The 22703-nt window shown below is 35.5% G+C and carries 26 protein-coding genes; 12 read left to right on the forward strand and 14 right to left on the reverse strand.

Going from position 1 to position 22703, the window contains the following annotated elements; genetic code table 11:
- The 3 genes from ACFFIX_RS10600 to ACFFIX_RS10610 form a co-directional block, all read right to left on the reverse strand.
- Nucleotides 1-756, reverse strand: a complete 756-nt coding sequence (locus ACFFIX_RS10600; RefSeq protein ID WP_378933620.1) for an ABC transporter permease — start codon at nt 754-756, stop codon at nt 1-3.
- Nucleotides 740-1525, reverse strand: a complete 786-nt coding sequence (locus ACFFIX_RS10605; RefSeq protein WP_378933622.1) for an ABC transporter ATP-binding protein — start codon at nt 1523-1525, stop codon at nt 740-742. The genes ACFFIX_RS10600 and ACFFIX_RS10605 overlap by 17 nt, the downstream gene beginning before the upstream one ends.
- 474 nt (nt 1526-1999) lie before the next feature.
- Entirely contained in the window at nt 2000-2278 is a 279-nt protein-coding gene (locus ACFFIX_RS10610; RefSeq protein ID WP_378933625.1) for a YbyB family protein, read from the reverse strand.
- Nucleotides 2279-2474: 196 nt separating this feature from the next.
- On the opposite strand from ACFFIX_RS10610, the gene ACFFIX_RS10615 reads away from it, so the two are divergent.
- From ACFFIX_RS10615 to ACFFIX_RS10630, 4 genes are all read left to right on the forward strand, one after another.
- The gene (locus tag ACFFIX_RS10615; RefSeq protein WP_378933628.1) at nt 2475-3200 is read left to right on the forward strand and encodes an alpha/beta hydrolase; all 726 of its coding nucleotides are present in this window, start codon (nt 2475-2477) and stop codon (nt 3198-3200) included.
- Nucleotides 3201-3390: 190 nt separating this feature from the next.
- Nucleotides 3391-3909 (forward strand): YjcG family protein, encoded by a 519-nt coding sequence (locus tag ACFFIX_RS10620; RefSeq protein WP_378933631.1) that lies wholly within the window; start codon nt 3391-3393, stop codon nt 3907-3909.
- On the forward strand, nt 3910-4338 hold the full coding sequence (locus tag ACFFIX_RS10625) for a GNAT family N-acetyltransferase (protein WP_378933633.1): 429 nt from the start codon (nt 3910-3912) through the stop codon (nt 4336-4338).
- A gap of 128 nt (nt 4339-4466) precedes the next feature.
- The gene (locus ACFFIX_RS10630) at nt 4467-5141 is read left to right on the forward strand and encodes a DUF421 domain-containing protein (protein WP_378933636.1); all 675 of its coding nucleotides are present in this window, start codon (nt 4467-4469) and stop codon (nt 5139-5141) included.
- A gap of 165 nt (nt 5142-5306) precedes the next feature.
- On the opposite strand, the gene ACFFIX_RS10635 is transcribed toward ACFFIX_RS10630, so the two are convergent.
- Nucleotides 5307-5564 carry a hypothetical protein gene (locus ACFFIX_RS10635; RefSeq protein WP_378933639.1) on the reverse strand — a complete coding sequence of 86 codons (258 nt, stop codon included), beginning with the start codon at nt 5562-5564 and terminating at the stop codon, nt 5307-5309.
- Between the two features lie 273 nt (nt 5565-5837).
- Between ACFFIX_RS10635 and ACFFIX_RS10640 the strand changes: the two genes are divergently transcribed.
- The gene (locus tag ACFFIX_RS10640) at nt 5838-8111 is read left to right on the forward strand and encodes an ATP-dependent helicase (RefSeq protein WP_378933642.1); all 2274 of its coding nucleotides are present in this window, start codon (nt 5838-5840) and stop codon (nt 8109-8111) included.
- Nucleotides 8112-8141: 30 nt separating this feature from the next.
- Here the strand turns inward: ACFFIX_RS10640 and spoVIF are convergent, their stop codons facing one another.
- The 4 genes from spoVIF to ACFFIX_RS10660 all read right to left on the reverse strand — a co-directional run bounded on the left by spoVIF (nt 8142) and on the right by ACFFIX_RS10660 (nt 9761).
- A complete protein-coding gene (gene spoVIF / locus ACFFIX_RS10645; protein ID WP_378933645.1) occupies nt 8142-8396 on the reverse strand; it encodes a sporulation-specific transcription regulator SpoVIF in 255 nt (84 codons plus the stop codon).
- 140 nt (nt 8397-8536) lie between these two features.
- Nucleotides 8537-8659, reverse strand: a complete 123-nt coding sequence (locus tag ACFFIX_RS10650) for a YjcZ family sporulation protein (RefSeq protein ID WP_378933648.1) — start codon at nt 8657-8659, stop codon at nt 8537-8539.
- A 151-nt stretch (nt 8660-8810) separates the two neighbouring features.
- A complete protein-coding gene (yjzK, locus tag ACFFIX_RS10655) occupies nt 8811-9020 on the reverse strand; it encodes a protein YjzK (protein ID WP_378933652.1) in 210 nt (69 codons plus the stop codon).
- Nucleotides 9021-9068: 48 nt separating this feature from the next.
- Entirely contained in the window at nt 9069-9761 is a 693-nt protein-coding gene (locus ACFFIX_RS10660) for a DUF421 domain-containing protein (protein ID WP_378933655.1), read from the reverse strand.
- A gap of 342 nt (nt 9762-10103) precedes the next feature.
- Between ACFFIX_RS10660 and ACFFIX_RS10665 the strand changes: the two genes are divergently transcribed.
- Nucleotides 10104-10652: a DUF3231 family protein gene (locus ACFFIX_RS10665; RefSeq protein ID WP_378933657.1), complete on the forward strand. Its 549-nt coding sequence runs from the start codon at nt 10104-10106 to the stop codon at nt 10650-10652.
- Between the two features lie 110 nt (nt 10653-10762).
- On the opposite strand, the gene ACFFIX_RS10670 is transcribed toward ACFFIX_RS10665, so the two are convergent.
- Nucleotides 10763-12106: an N-acetylmuramoyl-L-alanine amidase gene (locus tag ACFFIX_RS10670; RefSeq protein WP_378933660.1), complete on the reverse strand. Its 1344-nt coding sequence runs from the start codon at nt 12104-12106 to the stop codon at nt 10763-10765.
- A gap of 443 nt (nt 12107-12549) precedes the next feature.
- Here ACFFIX_RS10670 and ACFFIX_RS10675 point away from each other — a divergent pair, with 443 nt between their 5' ends.
- Complete coding sequence (locus ACFFIX_RS10675; protein ID WP_378933663.1) at nt 12550-13110, forward strand: protein kinase family protein; 561 nt, start codon at nt 12550-12552, stop codon at nt 13108-13110.
- A 312-nt stretch (nt 13111-13422) separates the two neighbouring features.
- Here ACFFIX_RS10675 and ACFFIX_RS10680 read toward each other — a convergent pair whose 3' ends face one another.
- On the reverse strand, nt 13423-13551 hold the full coding sequence (locus tag ACFFIX_RS10680; protein WP_378933666.1) for a hypothetical protein: 129 nt from the start codon (nt 13549-13551) through the stop codon (nt 13423-13425).
- Between the two features lie 132 nt (nt 13552-13683).
- Nucleotides 13684-14034 (reverse strand): DUF1360 domain-containing protein, encoded by a 351-nt coding sequence (locus tag ACFFIX_RS10685; protein ID WP_378933669.1) that lies wholly within the window; start codon nt 14032-14034, stop codon nt 13684-13686.
- Nucleotides 14035-14279: 245 nt separating this feature from the next.
- On the opposite strand from ACFFIX_RS10685, the gene ACFFIX_RS10690 reads away from it, so the two are divergent.
- The 3 genes from ACFFIX_RS10690 to ACFFIX_RS10700 all read left to right on the forward strand — a co-directional run bounded on the left by ACFFIX_RS10690 (nt 14280) and on the right by ACFFIX_RS10700 (nt 16276).
- Complete coding sequence (locus ACFFIX_RS10690; RefSeq protein WP_378933672.1) at nt 14280-14771, forward strand: CotY/CotZ family spore coat protein; 492 nt, start codon at nt 14280-14282, stop codon at nt 14769-14771.
- A gap of 436 nt (nt 14772-15207) precedes the next feature.
- Entirely contained in the window at nt 15208-15693 is a 486-nt protein-coding gene (locus ACFFIX_RS10695) for a CotY/CotZ family spore coat protein (protein WP_378933675.1), read from the forward strand.
- A 136-nt stretch (nt 15694-15829) separates the two neighbouring features.
- Nucleotides 15830-16276, forward strand: a complete 447-nt coding sequence (locus ACFFIX_RS10700) for a CotY/CotZ family spore coat protein (RefSeq protein WP_378933678.1) — start codon at nt 15830-15832, stop codon at nt 16274-16276.
- A 744-nt stretch (nt 16277-17020) separates the two neighbouring features.
- On the opposite strand, the gene ACFFIX_RS10705 is transcribed toward ACFFIX_RS10700, so the two are convergent.
- Complete coding sequence (locus ACFFIX_RS10705; protein ID WP_378933681.1) at nt 17021-17305, reverse strand: hypothetical protein; 285 nt, start codon at nt 17303-17305, stop codon at nt 17021-17023.
- Nucleotides 17306-18378: 1073 nt separating this feature from the next.
- Between ACFFIX_RS10705 and ACFFIX_RS10710 the strand changes: the two genes are divergently transcribed.
- A complete protein-coding gene (locus ACFFIX_RS10710; RefSeq protein ID WP_378933683.1) occupies nt 18379-18663 on the forward strand; it encodes a hypothetical protein in 285 nt (94 codons plus the stop codon).
- Nucleotides 18664-18804: 141 nt separating this feature from the next.
- On the opposite strand, the gene ACFFIX_RS10715 is transcribed toward ACFFIX_RS10710, so the two are convergent.
- Nucleotides 18805-18957, reverse strand: a complete 153-nt coding sequence (locus tag ACFFIX_RS10715) for a hypothetical protein (RefSeq protein ID WP_378933684.1) — start codon at nt 18955-18957, stop codon at nt 18805-18807.
- Nucleotides 18958-19633: 676 nt separating this feature from the next.
- Here ACFFIX_RS10715 and ACFFIX_RS10720 point away from each other — a divergent pair.
- Nucleotides 19634-20620, forward strand: coding sequence for a CgeB family protein (locus ACFFIX_RS10720; RefSeq protein WP_378933687.1), 987 nt, complete (start codon nt 19634-19636; stop codon nt 20618-20620).
- A gap of 136 nt (nt 20621-20756) precedes the next feature.
- Here the strand turns inward: ACFFIX_RS10720 and ACFFIX_RS10725 are convergent, their stop codons facing one another.
- A complete protein-coding gene (locus ACFFIX_RS10725; protein WP_378933690.1) occupies nt 20757-22022 on the reverse strand; it encodes a glycosyltransferase in 1266 nt (421 codons plus the stop codon).
- Nucleotides 22023-22703 lie beyond the last annotated feature (681 nt).

Raw genomic sequence — 22703 nt, forward strand, 5'->3', positions numbered from 1 at the left:
TTAAGTTTCTAATCCCCATTTTCTCATGACATTCTTTTCTACGCGCTGGAAGAAAAGAAGATCAACAACAACTCCAATAACCATAATGATCATCATAATTCCAATAACTAGACTCATATCTCCAAAGTCTGAGGCGAATCTTAGTGAGTAACCAAGACCTGGACCTGTGCTCAACAATTCTCCTGCCATCAATGCTCTCCAGGCAAAAGCCCATGCTAATCTAGTGCCTGTTACTGCATACGGAATGGATGCAGGGAAAATGACTTTCCAAAACAAACTAAAGCCACGGTAATCCATTGTTTTGGCTGCATTAATATAGAGTGGTGGGACGTTTTTAATTCCTGTTCTCATATTAATTGTCATAACTAAAGTTCCACCAAGAACGACTATGAATGTGACTGCCGCTTCATTAAGTCCAAACCACATAATGGCTAGTGGAAGCCAGACAATACTTGGTACAGCTTGAAGGGCTAAAATCAGTGAGCCAAGCGTTTCGTCCGCTGTTTTTGATTTTGCTAATAGGACCCCTAACAACATTCCGAGTGTTAAGGAGATGGCAAGCCCAATTGCTAGTCGTCTAAAGCTAGCCATTACGTCGTAAACAAGCGTCATATCTGCAAAGCCTCTATATAATGAGGTAAAAACATCTGATGGTGCAGGTAGTAAAACTTCTGAAATTCCAAATAGGTGAACAGCAAGCTCCCATAGAGCAAAAAGTCCGCCATAAAAGAGGATGCGTTTAACGGCTGGCTGCATGCTGTAACTCCTTTTCTACGACTTTATCAATCTCTGCTTTTAGCAAGCTTTTAATTTTTACTTCATAAGGTAATAGCTCCGCGCGGGTTTGTTCACGTGGACGTGGAAAGTCTAGCTCAATCACGTCTAAAATTCGACCTGGCTGAGTACCCATCACAACAATTCGGTCTGAGAGCTTTAAAGACTCTTGAATACTATGTGTGACAAAAAGAATCGTTTTCTTTGTTTCGAGAAAGATCTCTTCTAACACTTCATGTAACCTTGAGCGCGTCTGCTCATCAAGTGCTCCAAATGGTTCATCCATTAAAAGTAGTGCAGGGTCCATCGCAAGTGCTCTTGCAATGGCAACACGTTGCTGCATTCCACCTGACAATTCATGTGGTGAATGGGTTGTATAATTACTCAATTGAACCATCGACAAGTATTTATGTGCGAGCTCACGCGCAGCATTCTTGGATAATTCCTTTTGGAGCGGAAACATGACATTTTCTTCAACAGATAACCAAGGAAATAAGGCAGCCTGTTGAAAAACCATTCCACGTTCTTTTCCGGGTCCTTTTATCGGATTATTTTGGAGGATAAGTTCTCCCGAAGTTGGAGTAGTTAGGCCTGCGACAATTGAGAGCAATGTTGATTTGCCACAACCAGAGGGTCCCAAAATTGAGACAAATTCCCCTTCCTTCACATCTAAATCAATATTTGATAAAGCAATTTCAGAACGATCACGCCCTGGAAATTCCTTTGAAACATTTTTTATTGTTAAAAACATTCTACTCACCCACCTTACGAATAATTCACATCAGGTTAATCGGATTAATTAGCTTCATTATATAGAATATGAAAGTAAAGTCAATCGTTTCCTGAAAATTAAAAAAGGAATCGGATTTTCGGTATAATTAGGAAGGGAGTTCTGGGTTAATTATATAGAGGGAAACTATTATCTTAGTTAGGGGATGTATCAAATTTCTCGATAAAAAAAGCGCAAGCGCCTTGGTCAGCCTTAGGCATAGCATAAGGCGATTCTAGGGTAGAAGGCGTTCTTTGCCTTCAATTTAGAATTGACTTATGACCTCGAGGCAGTCGAGAACGCGACGTCCTGTCGCTTCGACTGCACTAGCACGTCCTGTGCGTCGGGGCTAGGCGCTGGAGCTGGACTTGCGAAACGCAGACTTAGTATCAAATTTTATACTTTCTTATATGTTAAAAAAATGCCCAAATCTACTTGGGCACCTATCTTTACAATCTATTGTTTTTTTTCATCATAGTACTGAACTGCATACATAGCACCTTCAGATACCATTTTGTTGTCGTCGATATCATGTGGATCGGGGTGACCTGCTTTTTTCACAGGAAAGTTGTCTAATTTTACTTCCTTTGACATGAACTTCATAATTTTTCGCTTCGCCTTTTTCATTGAATCTTCTATTTTGTATCGTCGGGACTTGTCCTTTAATACAAGAGAAGTAACACCTATTGTTGATAATGCAATACCGGATAAAATCACTTTTTGTTTTTTAATCATTGTGATTCTCCTTTCAATTTTTAATAGGCTTTACTGTTACTTTCCCCGTTGATTCTTTTTTAAACATTGCCCTGATTGTTGATAAGCGATTCACTGTGAACTTTTCAGGCAATCGTGGTAAACTTAGTTGAAGCAGCATAAGACTTACACTGATGATGGAAGCGCTTCAATTCATAAGACAGCTTTGGAGGTTATCATGACAAAACAAACCGGCATTATTAAAGAAGAAATGTTTTACTCAACTGCTTTACAAGAGGAGTTAACTCTTTTAATTTATTTACCTGAAAACTTCTCTCCACTATATAAATATAGTTTATTGATTGCACAAGATGGACAAGACTATTTCCGTCTTGGTCGTGTCGCCAGGCAGGCTGAAGCATTGTTAAAGGAAGATGAAATTGAAAACTTAATCATTGTAGGAATTCCCTATAACGATGTGAATGATCGAAAAGATAAATACCACCCTCAAGGAGAAAAGTTTTCTGCCTATGTTCGCTTTTTAGCGCATGAGCTGGTCCCTTTTTTAGATCAAGAATTTCCTACCTATCAAGTCGGCCACGGACGAGCCCTGATTGGCGACTCATTAGGTGCGACAGTTTCTTTATTAACAGGGCTTGCCTACCCACATACATTTGGGAAATTAATCTTGCAATCACCTTTTGTAAATGAAGATGTAACAAAAGCAGTTGAAGATTTTACCTCACCTTCTCTCCCTTCCATTTTCCATCAAATTGGAACAGAGGAAACGCAAGTAAAAACGACGGATGGCCAAGTAAAAGATTTCATTACACCAAATCGAGAATTGCAAAAATTGCTCGAAAAAAAAGGATTTCCCTATCACTATGAAGAATTTAAAGGCGACCACACTTGGAAATATTGGCAACCACTTTTAACACCACTACTAAAAGAAATGTTCGGTTAAACGCCTGTTAATATGTTTCACAACGAAATTTTGATATAATGACATACAAAAGCGGAAGTGCCTTGTTCAGCCGACAAGCATAAGACGACTGCACGGGGCTAGGCACTGTATCTGGATGCCGAAACGCAGTCTTGGTAACAAAAGAATATTATCCTACCTATTAAAAACAAAAATGTCTGGAGGGAATATCATGAAATTTGGAATTATCCTTTTTCCATCAAAAAAATTACAGGATTTAGTAAACTCTTATCGTAAACGTTATGACCCACATTACGCGTTAATTGCTCCACATATTACACTCAAAACTGTTTTTGAAGCAACAGAAGACGAAGTAAAAGAGATTGCCCAAGATCTTCGCAGGATTGCAAAGAATGCAGAACGAATTAAGATTAGCATCCAAAAATTCAGCTCTTTTTCACCTGTAAATAACACGATATATTTAAAGGTAGAACCAACAGATAAACTGAGTGAGCTACATGCTATCCTTCATAAAGGCGCATTGGAAAGTCAACCTGAATTTTCATTTGTTCCACATATTACAGTTGGCCAAAAATTATCTGATGATGAACATTCCGATGTACTCGGAAGCCTAAAAATGCTCGATACAAAGCACGAAGAAACGATCGATCGTTTCCACCTTCTGTATCAGTTGGAAAATGGATCATGGACTGTTTATGAAACCTTCTTACTTGAAAAGGAATCCAACTAAGTGGAAGTATTAATTGTAACGACAGATGAACAGCTTGAAGATGCATATACAGTAAGACGGCTCGTGTTTGTTGCCGAACAACAGGTTCCAGAGGAAGAAGAAATTGACCAATACGAGCAAGAAGCTGACCACATTGTTTTGTATGACGATAAAAAGCCCGTTGGTGCTGCACGTTTCCGTGTAGTCGACGGAATTGGTAAGCTTGAACGAATCTGTGTACTTTCCGATTATCGAGGAAATGGTGCAGGAAAATTGCTTATGAACAAACTCGAAGAAATCGCACAAACAAAAGGAATTCAAAAACTAAAACTTAACGCTCAAACACATGCAGAAGCTTTCTACAAGCACTTTGGTTATGACACTGTGTCAGGAGAATTCATGGACGCAGGCATTCCACATGTGACAATGATTAAGAGTGTAGAAATTTAATAAAAGGTAACCCGGCGATATTCTAGACTGATATCACCGGGTTTTTTTCTGGTTGTATTTGAAATAAAAACCACCTCTTCTGCAAAAGCTAACACAGATAAGTTAGTCCTAGTGGAAGGTGATACATAGTGGATTATGCACAAATGGTATTGGAGTTAATTATTGGCTTTATCGGATTGTTCATTGTCGCAAAAATTCTTGGAAAAACACAGATTACTCAAATTACCACATTTGATTTTATTTCTGCACTTGTTTTAGGTGAGTTTGTCGGAAACGCTGTTTTTGACGATGAGGTTGGCATTTCAAGAATTTTATTTGCCATCACGATATGGGGAGCTTTGATTTATCTACTTGAAACGATTACACAAAAATGGAATCTTTCTAGAGGATTTTTAGAGGGACGACCTTCCATTATTATTCATCACGGAAAAATTTCGAAAGAACAGTTGAAAAAAAACAAATTAGACATTAATCAACTGCAACATCTGGTCCGTTCAAAGGGTGTTTTTTCTTTGCGGGAGGTTGAGTATGCTGTCCTTGAAACAGATGGCACCATTAGTGTATTAAGAAAATCGACTTACGATGTACCAACAAATCAAGATTTAAATCTGCAACCCACTGAAGTTCACATTCCAATTACGTTTATCAGCGATGGAGTTGTCATAAGTGCGAATTTGAAACAAGCTGGTTTTGATGACGGGTGGCTTAGAAAAGAATTACATAAAAAAAATATCGACCGAATTGAAGACGTACTATACGCTGAATGGCTCGAAGGTCAAGGCTTACATGTTCAAGCACAATAATCGCTTACTTACCTTTCACCCAAAGTAGATAATTTTCTACAAATATCTCAGCTAAATCATTACGAATCAATTTAGTTATGTAGACAGTAATAGCCGTTCTAAAAAAGCAACCAAGATGAGACATTAACGATCTTCACGTCCCATTTTTATGCATTTTTGGATCGGCTAAACGTATTCGTTAAACAACTTCCCTTTTCCCGTGTATTTTGAAGAAGGGTTCTTCCTTACGTCATCTCTTTTTTTATATGTATCTAAAATTTGTGAAAATCGTTGTTGATCCTGTCTTCGTTCTTCTTCAATGTATTGATTATTCAATAAAATAGTTGCTGTAGCCGGCACCTGTGCATAGTCGTTTTTAGCTGGAATTGTTCGGTTTACATATTGCGTGTACGTGTCTAGTTGTATTGGCAGTATATAGCCCATTACGATCACCTCTTATTTTTTCGTTCCCTTAATTTCCCTTTTTTTAAACCTGTACCCACTCTCTTTTCGAGACTGCTGTGATCTGATATGATAGAGTTTGTGACTTTTTGTTTCTAGTTTCAGAAAGTATAAAATTTATTAAAAAGTATGCGTTTCTGCATCCAGCTCCGAGCGATTAACGTGCTAGTGCAGTCATGGCGATGGTCGTCGCGCTTGCGCTTTTGTTCTACATAATACGTCGTTACCATTCAATTTATGGGAGGAGGTTACATAGTGAATTGTGCAAAACACCTAGAAAAACTCATCTTTTTATCCACGTTACCTCGTGAAAGTTATCAGCGAATCTATGAAGCTAGTCTTGCTGGCAACGTACTTTGTGCTTGCTGTCAAGAACCTGTGAAACTATATTTAGGTTTGCGTACGAAGCCGTATTTTTATCATAGTATTCAAAATAGTGACTTAGAATGCGAGACTTATTGTGAAAAACTTATTCCTAAAGAAAAAGGTAGCGAGCCTGAAACGATATATGAAGAAAAAAATGGCTTTCGAATTCCAAAGTCTAGAAAAATTGACTCTGATCAAATAGAAACGGAAACGAATTGGCGCTTACCGATGCCTTCGAGAATCCTGACACCGTTTTCACCACCTCATCATAAACATTCTGCATTCGTAGGCGGTTTACCTCTTGATGCTGAACAAGAAATGGCAGTTAAAGAAACGGATGGTCCCCTTCTTGTCTTAGCAGGAGCAGGTAGCGGTAAAACCCGTGTACTAACAACAAGAGCACTTTATATGATTCAAGAAAAAAACATCGATCCAAAGTCGATGATGCTCGTCACGTTTACAACAAAAGCTGCCCGCGAAATGCAGGATCGTATTCATCTGCAAGCAAAAAGTGCAAACCTACCCGTATCAAACCTGGTGTCTGGTACATTTCACAGTATTTTTTACAAAATCCTCATTCATGCCGATCGTGAAAGGTATTCAGGGGACAAGCTACTAAAGTGGGATTGGCAAAAGGAGCAGTATTTAAGATCTAGCTGCAGAGAGCTCGGAATTGATGAAAAGGAATTTGCTTTTGATCAAGCGATTCAACAAATTGGATTATGGAAAAATACATTACAAACGCCTGATTCCGTTAAAACCACGGACAAATGGGAAGAACAGGTACTGACTCTTTATAAGCGTTATGAGCAACAAAAACAGCAAAATAAGCAATTTGATTTTGATGATATGTTGGTCCAATGCTATGAGATGCTTAAAGGAAATGAAAACCTACTTCAGCAGTATCAACGGAGATTTCACTATTTTTTAATCGATGAATTTCAGGATATAAACCCTGTGCAGTACGAGCTTATTCGTCTGTTGTCTTCTCACAGCAACAACCTTTGTGTAGTTGGCGATGATGATCAGTCGATTTATGGATTTAGAGGTAGTGAGCCATCTTTTATTTTGAATTTCAAAAAAGATTATCCGACTGCCAAAGTTGTGACCCTAAGTGAAAATTATCGCTCAGATCACACAATTGTTTCGACAGCTAACCATGTCATTTCCAAAAATAAGGAGCGACTTTCTAAGAAAATGACTGCTCAGTATGGGAGCGATTTAGCTCCGCTGTTCTTTTTTCCTTTTGATGAGGAAGAAGAAGCCACGTTAATTCTAAATGATATTCAGGAAAAAATAAGGGATGGTGCGGCACCTCGCGATTTTACGATTCTTTACCGGACTCACTCTGCAGGACGTGCTGTGTTAGAACGCTTTGTTTCATCTAGTATTCCCTTTGTGATCGAACAAGGACAGGTTTCCTTTTATGAAAAAAAGATGGTCAAAAGCTTACTTGCCTACTTGCGACTCAGTGTAAATCCTGACGATGTGTCAGCAATCGGTGACTTAATTCGTGCTCTTTTTCTTAAACAGTCTGTTCTAAATGATTTAAAGGCATTCTCGGTATTACATGATTGTACCTTATTAGAAGCACTTTTAAAGCTTCAAAACCTCCAGCATTTTCAATTAGCAAAATTAAAGAAGGTTGTTCCAAGAGTCCACACGTTGCAGACTCTTCAACCTCTTCTAGCCATTGCAACCATTGAAAAAGAGCTTGGTTTTTCTGATTATCTAAAAAAACAAGGGAACGAAGGAAACACGATTGAAAAAGGGTCCGATGACATTAAAGATTTAAAAGTCATGGCAAATAAATTTACTAGCGTTCGTGAATTTCTACAACATGTCGATCATATGATTGCCACACAATCAGCATTGAGAAAGTCACGTGAAACGAGCACTGAAGCTGTTCAGCTTATGACGATTCATCGCTCAAAAGGACTTGAATTCACCAATGTGTATATCATTGGTGCTGTGGATGGTTCTCTCCCACATGAATTCTCGTTAGATTCCTTAAGAAAAGGAGATCCTGCATTTGTCGAAGAAGAAAGGCGCCTGCTTTATGTGGCAATGACTCGAGCTAGGAAAGGGTTATCCATCTCCATTCCTTATCAGCGTAGAGGGAGAAAAGCAGTAGCATCTAGGTTTGTAAAGGCACTTATGTAAAAATGCCCTCCAATTTTGGAAGGCATTCTTCTATTTCTTATTAATCATTTTAGAGATTGTGTTAAAGTCTAACTTTTCATCGCCACTAACTATTGATTTAACAATTTTGTCTTCCATTTGTTTAGAAACCGGTTTATTTGCGATTTGTGAGACACGTCTAATGACACCCCGGACTGTGTTTTCATCTTTGAAGTTGGCATTTTGCAATGAATTGGCTAATGAGATCACGTCATTCATTTTAACGCCTGTTTTCTTTTCAATATTCTTGAAGAATTGATTATCCATTTCCTTAGCCTCCTTAACTGATTTTATATATTATGAAGCACTAGGCGATGTGTGCCTGGCTTTAAATACGGTCGGAAAAACATGGAAAGTACGAGCCAGTTTGCTCGTACTTTCTGTTTTTCCTTTAAGGAGGTTTACTATTAGTTGTAGAAAGAAGTACCAACAATAATTAATAAAATAAACAATACGACGATTAATACGAATGTAGATCCATAGTAACCACCTTGGTTACCATAGTTACCGCCACCATAGCCATAACTCATGTGCAAGCACCTCCTGTTATCTTAGAGTCTTTACAAGATATGACAGGGGACCTCATTTGGTATAGACATTTCATGGGACATGTGCGGAAATTTAGTAGTCTTTTTAAAATTTCTAGGATTCTAGTTTGGTGAATTTAGAATTAATTTACATTCAATTTTTATCTCTTCTCGCAATCAACCATCTTTCCATGGCATCTGCAGAGCTTTCCATTTTTCGATCAAATGTATCTGCAACAGATTCTAGCTCTATTAGCTCTGAATCTTTCCTTTTCATTTGCTGATCATGATCTCTTTTGTTTCGATCATGATGTCTATATAGACCATCTAAGAAAATTTCGAACCCATACTCTAGTTTCCCCAATCGTATTACCCTCTTTTTAATTTCGTAGCTTTCCTTATTTAGGGAGATTTAGTCTTCTAAACGGTCCTTGTAGTAATCTAGGTAGATGTTTCCTAAATGATCGACTTGGCCTAGAAAAATCTCCTCCACAGTTGATTGTCGGTTTTGCAGTTGAGTTTTTACCCATTCTAAGCTAAATCCTGCCTCATAAATATCTTGTTCTATAAAATTACCATCACTAATTATAGTTTGGGGTAGTTTTACCTTTGGACCGACCCCAAAAAGGTCTCCCCACTTAACAGGTTGCTTTTCTTTCTTTAGGAGGATGCTAAATTCTCCATTTGTTTCAAGCGTCGCAGCCTCAATATCGTCAAGGTGAAAAACATCTTTTTTTCTTAACTGCTCCATCAGTTCATCTGTCGTATACTTCTCACGCCTTAAGTTTTCTTCTAGGACCTTTCCATCCCTGATAAATGGTGTTGCCGTCCCCTCAACTATTTTTCGAAAAACGATACTTTTTAAAGAGAAATACGAAACAATTAATGGGAACAAAGACCAAATTAAAATTGAAGTGATCCCGTTTACAATATTTAATTCGAGGTCCATGGAAATTGTTCCAGCAATGTCACCCACCGTAATTCCTACTATGTATTCAAAAAAAGACAACTTTGAAAATTGCTTCTTCCCCAATAATTTTGTTATAAAGAATAACCCCATAATAATGAGAACTGAACGAATGATCACTTCTACCCAGCCTGGCATATTGCTCCACCTTTGTTTTTATTAAAGTTTTATTTAACATACATTGTTATCATTTGCTTCCTTATCTTCTTTATGTAAAAAAATGTAGTTATTTATCTTTTCGCAATTAATGCCTGAGCTCCTTAGACTTCAAAAACTTCGGTAGGAATTGTTTATGTTTTGGAACTGATAATCGAACCTACATCATAGTGGTGAACCTTTGATTTATTATCGAGAGCCTATAAATAGGGAATCATCTATTCTTGATAAGGTTATCTTAAATACCCATATTAATTAAGAATATCGTAGTTGTTTTTAGGGATTATAAAAGGGTGGTCAAACCACTTAAAGGGAGGCCCAGAAATGAATGTATTTCAAATAGGGAGGACGATTATGGGAATCTTAAGCGATAATCCGCAAAATGAGCCAATGCATTATGGTGAAGTGTTCGGTGTTTGGAGTTATCTTAATGGTACAAAAGGGTATGTAGCTGGGTACCAAACATTCATCAACCATACAGGTGATACTGACCTTAAAAAGTACCTTGAAGACTGTATTCAATCTATGAAGCAGGAAATAGAACAAGTTGAAAATTTGTTGAAAGTTAATGGTATTGGTCTACCACCTTCTCCACCTGAAAGACCAAAAGCCTCTTTAGAAAGTATTCCTGTAGGCGCTAGATTTAGTGACCCTGAAATTGCTGCATCTGTTTCTAAAGATATTGCGGCTGGACTAGTTACATGTAGTCAAATTATTGGTCAGTCCATTAGAGAAGACATCGGCATGATGTTTGGTCAATTCCATACCACAAAAGCACAGTATGGCGTACGATTATTACGTATAAACAAGGAAAAAGGTTGGTTAATTCCTCCACCACTTAATGTACAAGCACCAGAACTTGCACATGTATAAATGTTTTCATTCAGGGGACATTTAAACTAATTATATAAAAAAATGAAAAAGCGGAGCCCATAGGCTTCGCTTTTAACAAATTTCTGGTAACTAATTCAACCTACATTTGACTAGGCTTTTATCTCCTCAATGATATCCTCTAGTTTTTGTATAGTCGATCTAATCGTTGTTTCATACAGAGCTACTATTGATTGTCCATAATTAGTTCCTGGAACAGCCCATTTTCCGTTTAAAGTGATCCAAGAAGTAGCAGCTCCTCTTTTTACAAGATTAAAACGGGGATCAACTAATGGATACTCATTTGGTAACGGTTTGGTAGAGGCATATGCAAATAAATGTTGGATATGGGCAAGTACACCTTCTCTTGGTGTCTTAAAACTTGCGCCCGGATTATTTGACCCTGTTGCTCCCAATCCGCAATAGTTGTTTTGATTAGGTTTTACGACTCCTGTAAATCGAAAAAAATCTGTTTCATGGATTGCTTGGACAAAGGCAATGTCTCCTCTAATCCCATAATACTCTCCAAAAGTTAAATAATAATTAGCCAACTCTGGAGCATTTGGATTCATTTGTTTTATATACTGGTTCATTTGTTCTGGAGACAGAAAGGTTTGACCTACTATAGAATATCCCGGCTTGACGTTTTCATTAGATTCAGCGCCATCGGTAATAATGAAAGCATCTCCAATTCCTGCATTTTTGATTTCCTCTAAACGTTTTTCAGCATTTTCTCGACTTGAAAAGGCACCAGCTTGAACACGATACCAAGTTTCACCTGAAACGTTCATTGAATAGACAAAAGACTCGATACCTTTTGATTGCAGGTAAGATACTCGCTCTTCCGCATTTACTTTTGACTTAAAAGAACCAGCGATTACTTTATAAACCGTACCAGTATCATCTGGTTTACGTTGAAGATTAAAAGCTCTTGCTAAACCATTTACATGACCTTGTGCAACTTTCTGGCGCCATGAAGAATCTTTCATTAGGGTAGCATCGTTCACGTTATCGATAAATCCATTTTCAGTTAAGATTGCTGGCATAGCCGATTCACGTAAAACGTGAAAATTTGCTTTTTTCTGCCCACGGTCTGTAAGTTGATTTATTTTTGTTATTTCTTCATGTAAAAGATCTTGATATTTACCCGACAATGAAGAGTCAGAAAGGCTACTGTGAATAAAGTCTTCGTAACCTCGTGCAGATCCGTTAAATGCATTGCAATGGATTGATAAATAATAATCTGCATCCCAAGAATTAGCCTCATTTGTTCGTTGCTCCAAGCTTTTATTAGTATCACTTGTACGACTCATCTTTACTTCAACATTTTCATAATTATTCGTTATAATCGTTCGTATTTTAAGAGCAATATCTAAAACAATGTCTTTCTCTTTCAAGCCATTGCCCAGAGCACCCGGATCAGAACCGCCATGACCCGGATCTAAATAAAGTTTCATCAAATCTCTCCTTTATATTAATCTATTCCTACTATTATAGAATATGGAGAATTGCGAGATTTGAAATGGACAAACGTTCTTTTCTCAAATTTTAGTGTGTTTGTCGTGGTTTTCAATCAGTTCCTCTTAATAAAGCTTATAAAGCTAGTAAGCTACTGACAGATGAGGTCACACAAATGTCAGAGTATCTGAAGGTCAGGGATATTTAGTAGGTCGTTAGCTTCTTTTTCTCTTTAAACGGACTTTTTAGTGCCCTTCGGTTTTAGCCCAGTTTTCAATATTGCCTTCAACTTACACTTCTTATGGTCTCCTTCTCCCTTTATGATCTGTTACTTTGGTAGCTCGTTAAAATTTTTACTAAAAACCAAAAAACTCAGCGAGTTCATTCTACAAGCTCGGACCTTTCTGCATAACATATCTTAAAAGTTGACTAAGGTCAGTTAATGAAAGTAGGAAGGGGGAATCTTAACATACCTACTTCAAATCAAAAATCGTTTTTACTTGAAGATGAATTGCAGGCGATCCGATTGTGGTTAGACAAAATGGAACAATACAGCTATCAATCTACAGATCGGATTGTGCGTAAAGCTAAAAAGATACTGGGATTAAAATATCCCGTGATTGGTTATGGAGTCTTTCGCATTGTCTTTGATCTCAATAATGGGTATGTATTAAAAGTAGCCATCAGTAGGCAAGGCCAAAAATGCAATGAAAATGAAGTTGAAATATACAAAGAATGTCCCCGACATTTGCGGAAACACCTATGTCTGGTGAAAGAATATGGTCATGGCTGGATTATCATGAAGAAAATGACCCAACAAGTATCTATGAATGACCGGAATCAAAGGAAAAAGATCTCGGAATTATCGGATAAATTTTGGGAAAGTGGGATCAGACCTAGGGATATAAAGAGTGACAATTTAGCGTTGTCCAATGAGGGAGATATCATTTTCATTGATTATGGAAATTTCAACAGAAGTATTAGGAATGATTTTTTTTGGTAGAAAAATAGACAGAGCCCGTTTAGCGACGTATGGACTGGACTGAGCCGTATGAGATAAAGGAAACACGAAGAGTGCGAGCGTCGATGCTAAGCTTATCGCAAGGAGGAGAGGAAAGCACTAGTCGATGGAGCTGGATTTAGAAACGCTTACTAAGTCTAAAATTATATAAATTCTGGTGTATTAAGAAAAAGACGACTCTAAAATCCACTTTGTGAATTATAGTCGTCTTTTTAGCTAAAGCTATTTAATTCCATTGAAAAACGTAATTTTTTAAGTGACTTCTCACTAACTTGCCGGTTTTTTACATCTATCTTATGAACGGTTTTTTTTCTTTCCACAGCCACAGCCACTTTTCTTAACTTTCTTTTGATTAGCGGAAGCATTTTTTGTCTGTTTTGAATTAGATGACTTTACGGTAGGATTCGTGTTACTTCTATTCATTTGTTCCCCACCTTCCTTATATACATTTTCACAAACGTTACATTCTTTAAAAACGAATAAATCCAACAGTTCAATTTTATTTGCTTATACACATTTTATGTTTAATTCTTCATCTTGTTCTAAGCGTAAAGCCTAATCTACCAGCCTCGTTATGATTGTCTCAATAATCCCTGCAAAACCTGCAATCGCTAAAATAACAAGCAATGGCTCTGCAGCATCTGGCCTTATTAACCAAATTCCATATAATAAGGCAGAACACCACACCCCTGTACACCAATAGCAACTTAAAAGCTCACCGATCCATGCTCTAAAGCCTTTTCCTTTTATTTCAATGTAAGTTTCTAAATCGCCATTCTTATCCGTTTCTTCCACTTCACGATGAAAAGGACGGCGAATAAATTCGGTGATTTTATCAAAGACAAGTAATCTAGTTAAACGGAAAGAGGCTAGTGCAAAGATAACTAATTGTAACCAAGTTGACATTTAGGGTCACACCTTCACTATGTGTTTTCATATACTTTATGAGCGCATTTCCTCCGTCATGAATACAACATTATTTTAAATGATAAATAAGTAAGCTAAGAAAAATCGAAAAAAAAAAGGGCACAACATAAAAAAAAGATATGTATCCACAAAAAGCATGACATTTGCCCACACCCACATGACATTTACGCATACTCTGTTAAAGACCAAAGTCAAATATCTAATTTAGAAGGAGAGGAAAATGAATGAGTTCTAAAAAACATCACGATGATTTAAGCTGTGTTTGTGACGCAGTAGAACATATACTAGCAGAACAAGAAGCCATTGAAGAAAACTGTTCCACAAGCTGCTATAGTAATTTACTAAATCCAACAATAGCACCAGGCCGCGACACAATTCCATTTATGCTATACACTAAAAAAGGGGAACTTTTCAAGGCATTCGGTAATGTTGGCGGACTTTTCAACGATGACTGCTTCTTCACAGTTTTCTTCCGGGTTGAAAACTTAAAAGATTGCTGTGCAACATTATCATTATTACGACCAGTTGATGAAGAAGGGGAAACACTAAGCGTATCTTGCCCATGTGATGATAATGGAGAAAATGGCTTCTTCGGTTTGGAAAAGACAGACTTCTGTATCGAAGTTGACCTTGATTGCTTCTGTGCGATCCAATGCCTATCACCAGCATTAGTTAATCGTGCTATTGATAAACCCCGTCACCGTGGTGACAAATAATTTTTTGAAAGGCTGCTGATTCAGCAGCCCTTTTTTATTTACTTCAGATTTTTTTGAAAATCAGAATATTCCCCTTCTTTTGCCTATCAACTCACCGCGATGTTACAAATACTTGTTTGTTCAGGGGGAGACTCTTATTAATATACTATTTTGATTTGAGTTTTTGGTATAGGTAATTAATAGAGGGGAAAAGCACATTTTGTAAGTTTATTGTCATTAATAGTTAATGTCTTTAGGCTCCTGGTTGGTTTCAACTAACTTTTGTGAGGAATGTCAAATAAATCACAGTGTTAATTGGCGTTTTCATATACTTAATGATAGTTAATTAGAGATATTAGTTAAATAACAAGGAGAGACACCCACACCCTCATGACACCCGCGCATACTCTATTAGAGACTAAGGTCAAATATATAATTAATAAGGAGAGGTTATTGAATGGGTTGTAAAAAACATCACGATCAAAGCTGTGTTTGTGACGCAGTAGAACATATCCTAGCCGAACAAGAAGCCATTGAAGAAAGCTGTACCACAAGCTGCTATAGTAATTTACTAAATCCTATAACATCACCAGGTCACGCCACAATTCCATTTATTCTATATACTAAAAAAGGTGAACTTTTCAAGGCATTCGGTAATGTTGGTGGACTTTTTAACGATGACTGCTTCTCCACAGTTTTCTTCCGAGTTGAAAACTTAAAAGATTGCTGTGCAACATTATCATTATTACGACCATATGATGAAGAAGGTGAAACACTAAGCGTATCTTGCCCATGTGATGATAATGGCGAAAACGGCTTCTTCGGTTTGGAAAAGTCAGACTTCTGTATCGAAATTGACCTTAATTGCTTCTGTGCGATCCAATGCCTATCACCAGCATTAGTTAATCGCGCTATCGATAAACATCAGAAATGTCGTGACTAAATCATCATATTATAAGACTGCTGATTCAGCAGTCTTTTTTTATATATTCCAGCCTTTTTTCTGAAATTAGGCGATAACCTAACACACTTTCTCCATCTTTTGCCTATCCTATAGTAAAATCCAGGAGGGAAAACAGTTGAACAATCCTAATAAAAATTGTGTTTGTACAGCAATTGAGCATATTCATGATCTTCAAGACGCAGTTCAAAAACCTCTAATTAGTTGTTACAGCAACCTCCTCACAGTACCTAGCTTAGGTGACACCATTCCATTTATTCTATTCACAAAAGATGGCAGCTTAGTTAAAGCATTTGGAAACGTTGGTGATGATTGTTTTCATACCTTCTTCTTCAGAGTCGAACATATTCATGATTGCTGTGTGACCCTCCGCTTACTGCTTCCACTTGATAAAATAGGACATTTTGTACAATTTCAGGACGACGATGACGTATGTAGAGTCGATGAATTAATTAGAACTAACAACTGTATTGAAGTTGATCTTTCTTGTTTCTGTGGGATTCAGTGTTTGTCTCCACGGCTTTTGAGAGGTACGAATATGAGTTTATTATATACATGCTACTAACAAGGGTTAGTGGCTTTTATTTTTGTAAGATGAAATTTAAACAAGGTGTAAGTAGCAATAGAAATCTAATTTAGGGAGATGGATGACGTGTTAGCCATCTTGAAATAAAAATATTAGAAGTTAACTATAATGGCAGAAAGATTAATAAGAGTAGATTAAATATATGAAATGATCAATATACCGCATGGAGAATTATAGCAACTCAAAATGTACTAAGATTTGAACTAGTGATTAATGGTTGCAAAGCCTAATCAATTCTTAGGAGGGTCATTAATTCAAAGAACGGATGACTTTTCATTAGATTTTTATTAATTATGTCATTACATCAATTTTTAAATAATCATAATAATACGAAAATGTTTTCTCATGGCTTTCTGTCACAAATTTTTCCATACTCTTCCTTATTCTTATATCAGATAAAATTACTAAAAACCTTTATTGCTTTTCATTATTTCATCAGTAAATATTTCTATACTTTTTGCAATAGAAAAGCAGAATTCTAACGATTTTATTCGTTGAATACTATCGTTGCACTAGATTAGGCTTCTCGAGCTAAGGCAATCCCTTTTGAGATGGACTATCACTAATTGGCATTTGAATTTTTTTCCTCTTTCCGGTAATTACATTTAATAATCGTCTCTGATCCAAAATGAAATAAAGGATGCCACCGGCATCCTTTGCTACTAGACATCTCACAAATATCATGCTGTTATACAGCAGCCTGATAATGTTAAATATTTAAAGTTATGGTGATGGAGGGAATGTAATAGCATCAATTTGATTACAGTCGACAATAAATACAGCTCCTGAAGGAGTAATTCCAGCTCCTGTAATTAAAGTTACACAGCAATCATCTTCACAGAAACTCGCAAAAGTATAAGGTCCTGATGCTACTCCATCTATTGTTAGAAATACAGTTGTTCCAGGTGTTACATCTCGTAACTCATCACACGCACAGCCGAAACATTTGTCATGATGATCATTTTTGCAACCACAGTCATCGAAAGACTTTTTTTTCTTAAAGCCCATTTTTTTTCCTCCTTTATGAGAAATACCTGAATATGTCAGGGTTATTATATTGTATTAACCAAGTTTTATTTTGTATAGGTTTAAACCTATAGTTGAGGAAAATGGGTTTGTTTGTTTGTTTATTTAAATATAATAAGTGTAGTGTTTATAAAAGGAATTTCTTTTGATATTTACAACACCTTTTATTTTTTATACTATTTTTAGTGTTTTCCTGTTAGAAACTTGCTTACGTGAGAAATGTATTAATCCGTTGATGGATTGTAGAGATGCAGCTAAGTGAAATCATATGAAATTAATCGAAGGTGAAGCCTAATCTTAATGCAAATTCTTTATACAGCAGAGATGACTCAATGCAGCAATATAATTAAACAATATAAATGAAATATTTTATAGCTACTCTGCTGTTCTTTCACCATAAAACAATCAAAAATAATTGCATTTAAGGATACGATATTTATAGACTTTATAACAGTCGAACTACTTAACTTAATGATTAATAACATTGATCCTGTTAAAGATACTTTTCCAATTATTATGTTATTAAGCTGCAAGACTGAGATTACTGATTTTTATTGGAAATACATTGTATTTGATAACTCAGATGCCTAAAGGGATAATAACTTTATAAAAGAATGCTCCCTTCTGGAAAGTTTTCAACTAATATTTCTATCTTACATACAAAATCTTATTACACGTCAAAAATCGGATTTTCATGGACGACGTGTTTACTTCAAGTTAGGTAAACATTGCCCATGGTTTCGACTTTTAACTACCATTTAATTCATTTTAAACCAAAAATAAGAAATTTTCAGGTATTTAGAACTACTAAATTACTTAGATAGTTAAGTTTATCAGGTAACTTTTAGCTAAACTATTAAACTTTTTGGAAAATAATTTAGGTAATTATTACACAAACTTAAATGAGCATTGTTACTGATTCGGATATAGTTAGAGCAGGAAAATAAACCCATTTTATTCCATCATAGGTTTAAACCCATACAAAATAAAGACTTGTTTAATACAATATATTAACCCTGACATATTCAGGAATTTCTCATAAAGGAGGAAAAAAAATGGGCTTTAAGAAAAAAAAGTCTTTCGATGACTGTGGTTGCAAAAATGATCATCATGACAAATGTTCCGGCTGTGCGTGTGACCAGTTACGTGATGTAACACCAGGAACAACTGTATTTCTAACAATAGATGGAGTAGCGTCAGGACCTTATACTTTTGCGAGTTTCTGTGAAGATGATTGCTGTGTAACTTTAATTACAGGAGCGGGAATTACCCCTTCAGGAGCTGTATTTATTGTCGACTGTAATCAAATTGATGCTGTTACATTCTCTCCATCGCCATAACTATATATTTATAATTCTAGTTGTCAGGCTGTATAACAGCCTGATTTTTTTACGATGTAAAATTGTCCAATCTTATTATAGAATTTTTCATATTATAAAATATATCTTCTGTTAATAGTTTAATAGAAGTTTGGACATGTTTTACAGGGGGTGAATGACCATGTGCAAAAAATCTAAAGGATGCGCCTGCGGTGTTCTTCGTAAGGCAACTCCTGGAAGAAGTATAACCGTAGGCTTTAATGGAGTTCCAATTTCAGCGACAACTGTAAATTTTTGCAAAAGTAATTTCTGCACTACGTTTGTTAATAGTTCCGGTGCTGTTACTATTGCTGATTGTAGAAAAATAAAATTTGTTTCGTTTACTCCATAATAATAAGTTGGAAATATTGATTAATAGCAATATGATATTATTTCCTTTAAGTAGACAGCGAAAAATCTGTCTTACTTAAAGGAATTTTTTTATGGGAAAATTAATAGAATTTTTTCTATTAATTTTTGAATTAAGTCAAGGAAATGAGAAGGTGCTACCAATATACCAATTATATAAATGATAGAATGTTTTTAGTTGGTTAAAGAAAGTCTCAAGTCCAAAACAAAAATAGGTACCGATATAATGCCCTTAATTTTTACAATAACAAACGCCTTTTTAATCAACTTTATAAATATTTATATTACAATGAGATTGTGACCAATATAGTTAATTCTAAAAAGATCCAAAAATACTTTGACTTAACAATCAGTTACTCCAAAATAGTTCTGACAATATATACAAATTACAAAAATAAAATTGTCAGCTAAGGTACCCAATGGTGTTTTTTATTTCGATCTGTCTAATTATATATACGGCTTACTTGATGGGACGAGTCCATTAAATATAACTTATTTTTTTAGAGCAAAACAATATCTAAACCATATACTGGTATTATTCTAAGACAAATCATAGATCGGAGGTTAAGTATAAATAGAGATTATGAAGGTACTATATATCACTTCAGGCTTTCCTGGTATATATCAGTTTTTTGACAATTGTATCGTTAATGAAATGAATAATGACGATCATATCTGTAAAAGTTTTAATCATTTTCAAGGTATTGATTCCCTAAAGTTAATTGTTTTGAAATTTGAACCAGATCTTGTGTTTACACTGACCGGATTTATTCTGCCAAAAGAAATGACAGATTGGTTGCGAAGCAAGAATATTAAATTGGCTGTCTGGATGACGGAAGATCCCTATTATATGGATACAAGTATTGGTCTTGCATCACATTATGATTATGTTTTTACAATTGACAGCTCCTCATTAGAAGTCTATCGTGAAAAAGGGCATCCCAATGTTTACCTTCTTCCGCTTGGAACAGATCCAAATATTTTTTCACCTAAACCAAATGTGGATGAACAGCAAATAAACGACATCTGTCTTGTAGGATATCCTTATCCAGAACGTATTGACATCATCAATCTTTTGTTGAAAGAAACTTCCTATACCGTCCAGGTTGTAGGTGGAAATTGGAAAGATAACCTTTTACAATGGAGTGAAAACAAGCAATTAAAAATAATTGATTGGAGTCCTCCTGACACAGTCGCTTACTATTATAACAATGCAAAAATTATCCTTAATACCCACCGTCCTCATGATTTAGCTGAAAACCAAAATTCAATGGGAATTATTAATAGCAGTATTAATAATAGAACTTTTGATGTGGCAGCATCAGGGGCGTTTCAACTTATTTCATACAAACCGGATTTACGTAATTATTTTACAGAAGAAGAAATGGTTTCTTTTCAAAAAGAAGAAGATCTGCTGAACAAAATTGATCATTTTATGAAGCATAAAGAGGAACGCAAAAAAATTGCTGTAAGTGCAAGAGAAAAAGTACTGAACCAACACACCTTTTTGCATCGTACTAAAGAAATTATCTCAACAGTTAAAGAATCAGGAATAGATTTTCTTGCCTGAAAATTTGATTAGAGATATTCACCTACACTTGCAAGAGAAGATCGTCTTGCTTTTATATTAAGTTTATAGTAGGTACTAAATAAGTGGCAGTCATTTTTTAAGAATGTAAACTTAAAAGTGACTGCCACATTGCATGTCATATTAACGGCGGTTCCCAAATATAGGTAATCCCCTGCAAAAAATACGTAAACTCATCTTTACTAAGTGGAACAGCTCGACTTAAAGGTAGTTTTAACTTAAAACTACCAATATCAGTTTGTATGAAACAAAGACGATTTTCAAAACTAAGATAATATTTTTGATCAAATGAAAACAAGATCCCGTCAGGTAAAACCGTTTTTTGATTGATGCTTTCACTTATGTCCGGACCATCAGAAAACTGATTTAAGTAACTAGAATCCAATTCTATGATTTTTTGTTCATCAAAATGGTATTTCAAAAAGGCTTCCGAATTTTTAATAAGCCGTTTTTTACACTTTTGAATGTAATAAATTGCTTCATTTTCACAGGACTTTATAAGAAGTTGATTCGGCAGTGTTTTTTCACTTACAGCTTTACCTTCTGGATATTTAAACAATATAGGATCAGGAATTTCGACTATATTATTAAATTTTAATCGGATAAACATTTCTTTAGTAAGAAAGCGCCGAATTTGGCCATCTATTAGATATAAGTCTTCGGTTAATCCTTTAACAATCGTACCATCTGGAATTGTTTCAGGTAACATTGAGCTTAGATTTTGGAAACTATGTGGAGTTTTTTGGCTTATTTCTAGTACTTCAGATATCGGATAAAAGGGTTCAAGTTCATTTAACCGTGTCCAGAATTCGGCATCTGCATTAAACCAGTATTTTGGGTCAATGTTCCAATAGCTTTCATACTTTAAATATATTTTTTCTGCAATTATTCTTGAATGCATAACCGAGCAATGGTCAACTGAATGTGCAGCTCGTGTTAAAATTTTATCAGCAGGTAACATCATGACATACATGACTTTTTGTTGATGGTTCATGTACTCAACTTTTTGGCTAGAATATACAATTTCAACCGAAGGGTTTTTACTGAAATAATCGGTCATGGCTTCCAGTCGATTTGGCAAATAAAACGTATCATCTGTTAGATAGGTAAGAAACTGCCCTGAGGTACGTGGTATAGCTTCATTAATAAGAACAGCATACCTCGTTGTTTTATATCGTTCACTATCATTAATTTCACTATTAAAATAAGAAATTCTAGGGTCACCTAAATAAGAATAAATAATTTCTCTCGTTTCTTTATTTGAGTTATCATCCATAACAAACAATTCCCAATCTTCTTCTGTTTGATCGAGTACACTTTCAATAGACTGACCAACTGATAATGGTTTATTGTAACTTGTAAGAATTATAGACACTTTTGACATAAATTCACCTCACTGTCTTTTTTTTCAGCCAATTATTGTTATTTTGATTTCTTTCTTTTCTCTGGTATTCATTGCTTTTATTTTTTCACTACCTCAATAAAGAAAACATACTAGATTGATATTCCCCTTATTTTATTTTGTATGCAAAGATAGGTGATACCGATACTAAACAAGATGATAATAATAATAATTAAGAAAAAATCAGCGTAATAATTTTTCTACTCATGTCTTTTTTGATTTCTGGAATTTCCCTACATATTACAATGTATAGCTTACATAACACATTAGAACCAACTAAACTTGTATATACCATGGCAATAAAGTTTGGAATGCCTATTAAATAGGCTATAATACTTAACAAAGTTAATATTATCTTGTGAATGAAAACACACCTGAAATTTTTTTTTGCAGATCCGTATGACATTATTGGTAAGTATAATTACTAAATAGAATTTACCGAAATAACCCAGCTGATAATTTAAAAATGTCTTTCTTTTAAACTTTAATAAATCAATTTTCAAATTCAATTTAACTTGCTAAATAACCCTTTGACCCGCGGCTACAAATAGGATGAACCCTACAAAAATAGGTCAACCAGAAAATCTGGCTAACCTATTTAGCTGTAATCCCGGTCAAAGAAATCTCAAACGATTTGAGAAAAAAGATGACTACTGCACAGAA

The sequence above is a fragment of the Metabacillus herbersteinensis genome (genome assembly GCF_042433335.1).
In the GTDB taxonomy this organism is placed as follows: Bacteria; Bacillota; Bacilli; order Bacillales; family Bacillaceae; genus Metabacillus; species Metabacillus herbersteinensis.

Coding starts and splice junctions, on each gene's coding strand:
- ACFFIX_RS10685 (WP_378933669.1), bottom strand. CDS start 14,034: ATGTCAACTTGGTTACAATTAGTTATCTTTGCACTAGCCTCTTTCCGT.
- ACFFIX_RS10605 (WP_378933622.1), bottom strand. CDS start 1,525: ATGTTTTTAACAATAAAAAATGTTTCAAAGGAATTTCCAGGGCGTGAT.
- ACFFIX_RS10705 (WP_378933681.1), bottom strand. CDS start 17,305: ATGGGCTTTAAGAAAAAAAAGTCTTTCGATGACTGTGGTTGCAAAAAT.
- ACFFIX_RS10675 (WP_378933663.1), top strand. CDS start 12,550: ATGAAAGTAGGAAGGGGGAATCTTAACATACCTACTTCAAATCAAAAA.
- ACFFIX_RS10615 (WP_378933628.1), top strand. CDS start 2,475: ATGACAAAACAAACCGGCATTATTAAAGAAGAAATGTTTTACTCAACT.
- ACFFIX_RS10680 (WP_378933666.1), bottom strand. CDS start 13,551: ATGAATAGAAGTAACACGAATCCTACCGTAAAGTCATCTAATTCAAAA.
- ACFFIX_RS10725 (WP_378933690.1), bottom strand. CDS start 22,022: ATGTCAAAAGTGTCTATAATTCTTACAAGTTACAATAAACCATTATCA.
- ACFFIX_RS10610 (WP_378933625.1), bottom strand. CDS start 2,278: ATGATTAAAAAACAAAAAGTGATTTTATCCGGTATTGCATTATCAACA.
- ACFFIX_RS10665 (WP_378933657.1), top strand. CDS start 10,104: ATGAATGTATTTCAAATAGGGAGGACGATTATGGGAATCTTAAGCGAT.
- ACFFIX_RS10690 (WP_378933672.1), top strand. CDS start 14,280: ATGAGTTCTAAAAAACATCACGATGATTTAAGCTGTGTTTGTGACGCA.
- ACFFIX_RS10710 (WP_378933683.1), top strand. CDS start 18,379: ATGGGCTTTAAGAAAAAAAAGTCTTTCGATGACTGTGGTTGCAAAAAT.
- ACFFIX_RS10650 (WP_378933648.1), bottom strand. CDS start 8,659: ATGAGTTATGGCTATGGTGGCGGTAACTATGGTAACCAAGGTGGTTAC.
- ACFFIX_RS10635 (WP_378933639.1), bottom strand. CDS start 5,564: ATGGGCTATATACTGCCAATACAACTAGACACGTACACGCAATATGTA.
- ACFFIX_RS10620 (WP_378933631.1), top strand. CDS start 3,391: ATGAAATTTGGAATTATCCTTTTTCCATCAAAAAAATTACAGGATTTA.
- ACFFIX_RS10670 (WP_378933660.1), bottom strand. CDS start 12,106: ATGAAACTTTATTTAGATCCGGGTCATGGCGGTTCTGATCCGGGTGCT.
- ACFFIX_RS10695 (WP_378933675.1), top strand. CDS start 15,208: ATGGGTTGTAAAAAACATCACGATCAAAGCTGTGTTTGTGACGCAGTA.
- spoVIF (WP_378933645.1), bottom strand. CDS start 8,396: ATGGATAATCAATTCTTCAAGAATATTGAAAAGAAAACAGGCGTTAAA.
- ACFFIX_RS10660 (WP_378933655.1), bottom strand. CDS start 9,761: ATGCCAGGCTGGGTAGAAGTGATCATTCGTTCAGTTCTCATTATTATG.
- ACFFIX_RS10720 (WP_378933687.1), top strand. CDS start 19,634: ATGAAGGTACTATATATCACTTCAGGCTTTCCTGGTATATATCAGTTT.
- ACFFIX_RS10600 (WP_378933620.1), bottom strand. CDS start 756: ATGCAGCCAGCCGTTAAACGCATCCTCTTTTATGGCGGACTTTTTGCT.